This is a genomic window from Pengzhenrongella sp., from assembly GCF_036565025.1.
In the GTDB taxonomy this organism is placed as follows: domain Bacteria; phylum Actinomycetota; class Actinomycetes; order Actinomycetales; family Cellulomonadaceae; genus Pengzhenrongella.
Genome location: NZ_DATCNW010000185.1, coordinates 1 through 4025, shown reverse-complemented (window position 1 = coordinate 4025; position 4025 = coordinate 1). Strand labels below are relative to the sequence as shown.

Here is a 4025-nt window from a genome sequence, read left to right as displayed (position 1 = left end):
GTCCGAGCGTTGACGTCCTATAGGACGTCAACGCTCGGACGTTACGGGTTTTGGGGGCTGGTTGGTCGCGCGGGCCGGGTAGGGGGTCGGCAGGGGAAGTCCGTTGCGGGCCAGCACGTGGCGCGCGACGTCCGGGTAGTCGGTGATCAGGCCGTCGACGCCGAGGTCGATCAGCCACTGCATGCTCGCGTCGTCGTCGATGGTCCACGGGATGACCTTCATCCCGGCCGCGTGGGCCTCGCGGACCATCGTCGCCGTCGTGTACGGCACGTAGCCCGGGTCGGTGATCTTCCCGTTCTGCGGGTCGCCGGCGACCGGTGAGATCGCGTCGGCGTGGAACGACTTCGCCGCGGCCACCAGCGAGCCGCCGAAGTCGTCGATGTCGATCCCGCCGAGCCACGGCGACGCGCCCGGCCGCCCGGCCTGGAGGAACTGCTGACCGTTGGTCAGGGCGATGATCGGCAGCGCCGGCTCGACCTGACGCATCCGCATCAGGGAACCCCAGTCGAAGCTCTCGATGGTCACCTGCCGGAGCATCCCCGCGCGCCGGACCTCCCGCGCGGTGACCTGGACGAACTGCTCGCGCGGCGCCGTCTGCTCGGGCGCCCCGGCCTCGACCTTCGTCTCGACGTTGAGCTTCACGCCCGTCGCATGGCGCGCCTTGACCAGGGCGAAGACCTCGGACAGCAGGGGCATCCGCGAGCCGGGTGCGACCTGCTGGCCGGGGAACTGCACCTGGGCGAGCGAGCCGCAGTCGATGGTGCGGACCTGCGCGAGGGTGAGGTCCTTGATGTACGTCGTGCCCGGCACGTACGGGAACATCGGGTCGCCGGGGTACGCGGGCGCGGTGTCGACGCACTTCGTCGAGACCGGGTCCCGGTCGTGGGTGACCACGGCGTACCCGTCCTTGGTGATCTGCACGTCGAGCTCGAGGGTGCTGACCCCGAGGTCGAGGGCTTTGCTGAACGACGCGATGGTGCTCTCGACCGTGAGACCGATGCCCCCGCGGTGGGCCTGCAGGTCGAAGGCTCGCGCACATCGCCGGCGCACGGGCCACCGAGATCACGTCCGGCACGGTCCAGGTCCGCCACCCGGGCGCCGCCGACTGGACCACGCTGCCGTCCACCCAGACGGGGCCGGGCGCCTACCGCGCGGCGCTCACCACGACGGACGCCGACGCCGGCACCTCGTACGACCTGCGCATCACCGGCGACGACGCGGCCGGCGGCCACATCGAGCAGACCAGCTCGACGGCGTTCGCCGTCGTCGGCTCCTGACCATGCCCCACCCCGCTTCCCCTCGGATGAGAAGAGCTCCCATGTCCAGCGCAGCCCTCCGCGGTCGCCTGCGCGGCACCGCCGCCATCACCGCGGCACTGCTCGGAGGTGCGCTCGTGCTGGCCGCCGGCTCAACTGCCCAAGGGTTACCGGTCCACCCGGGGCCGGTCGTCGCCCCGAGCAGGGCGTGCTCGACGCCGGCGAAGGGCACCTTCGCCTGCCTGGCCACGTTCCGGTCCCAGGCCGCCGCGCGCCGCGCCGGCAGCCCGGTGAACACGGCCGGACGGGCCGTCCGGTCCGCCGGGGTCTCCCCGCACGCCGTCGCAGCGCCGACGACGGGCTACGGGCCGGCCGACATCAAGAGCATCTACGGCCTCAACACCGCCCTCGGCGCCGGCCGGACAGTCGCCATCGTCGACGCGTACGACAACCCGAACGCCGAGAAGGATCTCGCGACCTTCCGCTCCGCCTACAAGCTGCCCGCCTGCACGACGGCGAACGGCTGCTTCCGCAAGGTCAACCAGCGCGGCGGCGGGACCCCGCCGGAGCCGGACGCCGGCTGGGGGGTCGAGATCGCGCTCGACGTCCAGGCCGTCTCCGCCGCGTGCCCGCTGTGCAAGATCATGCTCGTCGAGGCCGACAGCGCCGACTCGGTCGATATCGGTCTCGCCGTGAACCGGGCGGTGACCCTCGGCGCGAAGATCGTCTCGAACTCCTACGGCGGCCCCGAGTACAACGGGGTCCTCGCCGACGGCAAGAGCTACTACAGCCACACCGGCGTCGCGATGGTGGTGTCCTCGGGCGACAACGGTTTCGGCGGCGCGTCGTTCCCGGCCTCGTGGAGCAAGGCGATCGCCGTCGGCGGCACGACGGTGACGAAGACCAGCACCACCTGGCAGCACACCGCGTGGCAGGGCGCCGGCAGCGGCTGCTCGGCGTGGGTCGCGAAGCCGACCTGGCAGAAGGACCCGAACTGCCTGATGCGCACGACCACCGACGTCTCGGCGCTGGCCGACCCGGACACCGGCTTCGCGGTGTACGACACCTACGGGCTCGAGCAGTTCGGCATCACGCCGGGCTGGCTCGTCGTCGGGGGTACCTCCCTGGCCGCGCCGCTCATCTCGGGGATGATCGCCCTGGCCGGCAACGCCGCCTCCCTCGGGTCGGCGTCGTACCTCTACGCGCACCGCAGCGGGCTGCGCGACGTCGTCGGCGGCAACAACGTGACCTGGCAGGACTGCGGTGGGGACTACCTGTGCAACGCGCTGCCCGGCTACGACGGCCCGACCGGCCTCGGCACCCCGAAGGGGGTGTCGGCGCTGTGAGCCGCTGGCGCTACCGGCCGACGACGTCCTGACTCGCTCGCCGGACGTGCTGGGTGGGCACCTGCAGCGCCTGCGGGTGCGGCGGCGGCCAGGTGAGGCTGTCGTAGACCGCCCTGCGCGCCGCCACCTGGTCACGTCGACCGTCGATCGCGGCCGTCAGTGCACGCGGCAGATCGACCGCGAAGAAGTCGAGGGTCTGGGCGGCGATGGCCCGCACGATCGGCTCGATCATGATCCGTTGACGATCGATCTGGGCGGCCGGGTCCCGTTCCTTGCGGAGCACCTCGAACTCCTCGTCCTGGGTCAGCTCGATCCAGGTCTGCAGGACGACCGGCCCGCCCGCCTCCAGCGGAGCAAGGAACCACCGCTCCTGGGCGCTGCGGGCCTCGTAGCGACGGACCTCGGCGGCGAAGTCGAACGGCTCGCCGTTGCCCGGTCGCAGTGATCCCGCGTCGAGGGTGTCGATCGGGGTGAGCCCGGGATCGTCGCGGTCCGGCCAGTAGTTGAGCAGGTCCGCGTGGCCGTCGACCTGCACCGCGACATGGTGTCTCGTCGTCGCGTGCGACACCTCCCGGATCCGGGTCGGGCGGCGCGTCCCGACGATCTGGGCGGCACGTTCCTGCTCGCGCAGCCGCGGCGGCTCCACCCTGACCTCGTCGCTGAGCCCAGCGACGAGGTCGCCGGTGGAGGCCGCGAACTGGTCGGCCGACATTTCCTGCACCCGCCGCAGGGCCGGGCCGAGGATCTCGGCATCGAGATGGGCCGACAGCGGCTGGCTCTCTCGGTGGAACGTCAGGAACAGTCCCTTGGGCATAGTCGAGAGCGTAGGGGCGGGGCCCCTGGTCTCGCAGGTCATTGGTGGCGGGAACGGTTACCGCAAAGGGCATGAAAGGCGCATTTCGGAATGCCGCTGTTCATCGATGTGCGGTGACACCGTGAATGCGTCGGGCCGAGATCACACCGTCGCGAAACGTGCCGCGGATCGGGCCTTGCGCTTGGCGGCCTCGGCCTCGCGGTCCTTGGGCGGCGCGGTCGTCACGAGCGCGTCGAGCAGGTGCTGGGTGGCGTGCGCGATCTCCGCGACGGCCCGGTCGAACGCCTCGTGGTTGGCCTGCGACGGCGTGGTCGTCCCGCTGACCTTCCGGACGTACTGCAGCGCCGCCGCGTTGATCTCCTCGTCCGTGACGTGCGGCTCGAAGTTGTGCAGGGTGTGGATGTTTCGGCACATCCTGCGAGATTACGCCGGGCGCCGCCGGGCGCCAATGAGCTCTGTGGACCTGCTGGTCAGCCTGGAGGGCAGCCGCAGCTCTCCCGCAGGACCAGCTTCACGGGGAGCTTTCGAGACTTCGGTGGTTCATCGGGATGTTCGATGCGATCCGTGAGGAGTTCCACCACCGTCACACCCATTTCCGGCATCGGCTGG

General features: G+C 71.1%; 6 protein-coding genes. 1 reads left to right on the top strand and 5 read right to left on the bottom strand.

The annotated features are described in order from the left end of the window. Nucleotides 1-27: 27 nt before the first annotated feature. Both VIM26_RS10800 and VIM26_RS10795 read right to left on the bottom strand, forming a co-directional pair. Nucleotides 28-1050: a glycerophosphodiester phosphodiesterase family protein gene (locus tag VIM26_RS10800; protein ID WP_331950987.1), complete on the bottom strand. Its 1023-nt coding sequence runs from the start codon at nt 1048-1050 to the stop codon at nt 28-30. A gap of 94 nt (nt 1051-1144) precedes the next feature. Beyond that, complete coding sequence (locus VIM26_RS10795) at nt 1145-1288, bottom strand: hypothetical protein (protein ID WP_331950985.1); 144 nt, start codon at nt 1286-1288, stop codon at nt 1145-1147. A gap of 30 nt (nt 1289-1318) precedes the next feature. Here VIM26_RS10795 and VIM26_RS10790 point away from each other — a divergent pair, with 30 nt between their 5' ends. After that, entirely contained in the window at nt 1319-2602 is a 1284-nt protein-coding gene (locus VIM26_RS10790) for a S53 family peptidase (RefSeq protein WP_331950983.1), read from the top strand. A 10-nt stretch (nt 2603-2612) separates the two neighbouring features. Here VIM26_RS10790 and VIM26_RS10785 read toward each other — a convergent pair whose 3' ends face one another. The 3 genes from VIM26_RS10785 to VIM26_RS10775 form a co-directional block, all read right to left on the bottom strand. Further along, nucleotides 2613-3416, bottom strand: coding sequence for a hypothetical protein (locus VIM26_RS10785; protein ID WP_331950981.1), 804 nt, complete (start codon nt 3414-3416; stop codon nt 2613-2615). 141 nt (nt 3417-3557) lie between these two features. Continuing rightward, nucleotides 3558-3830 carry a DUF2277 domain-containing protein gene (locus VIM26_RS10780; protein WP_331950979.1) on the bottom strand — a complete coding sequence of 91 codons (273 nt, stop codon included), beginning with the start codon at nt 3828-3830 and terminating at the stop codon, nt 3558-3560. Between the two features lie 56 nt (nt 3831-3886). Continuing rightward, on the bottom strand, nt 3887-4018 hold the full coding sequence (locus tag VIM26_RS10775) for a substrate-binding domain-containing protein (protein WP_331950989.1): 132 nt from the start codon (nt 4016-4018) through the stop codon (nt 3887-3889). Nucleotides 4019-4025 lie beyond the last annotated feature (7 nt).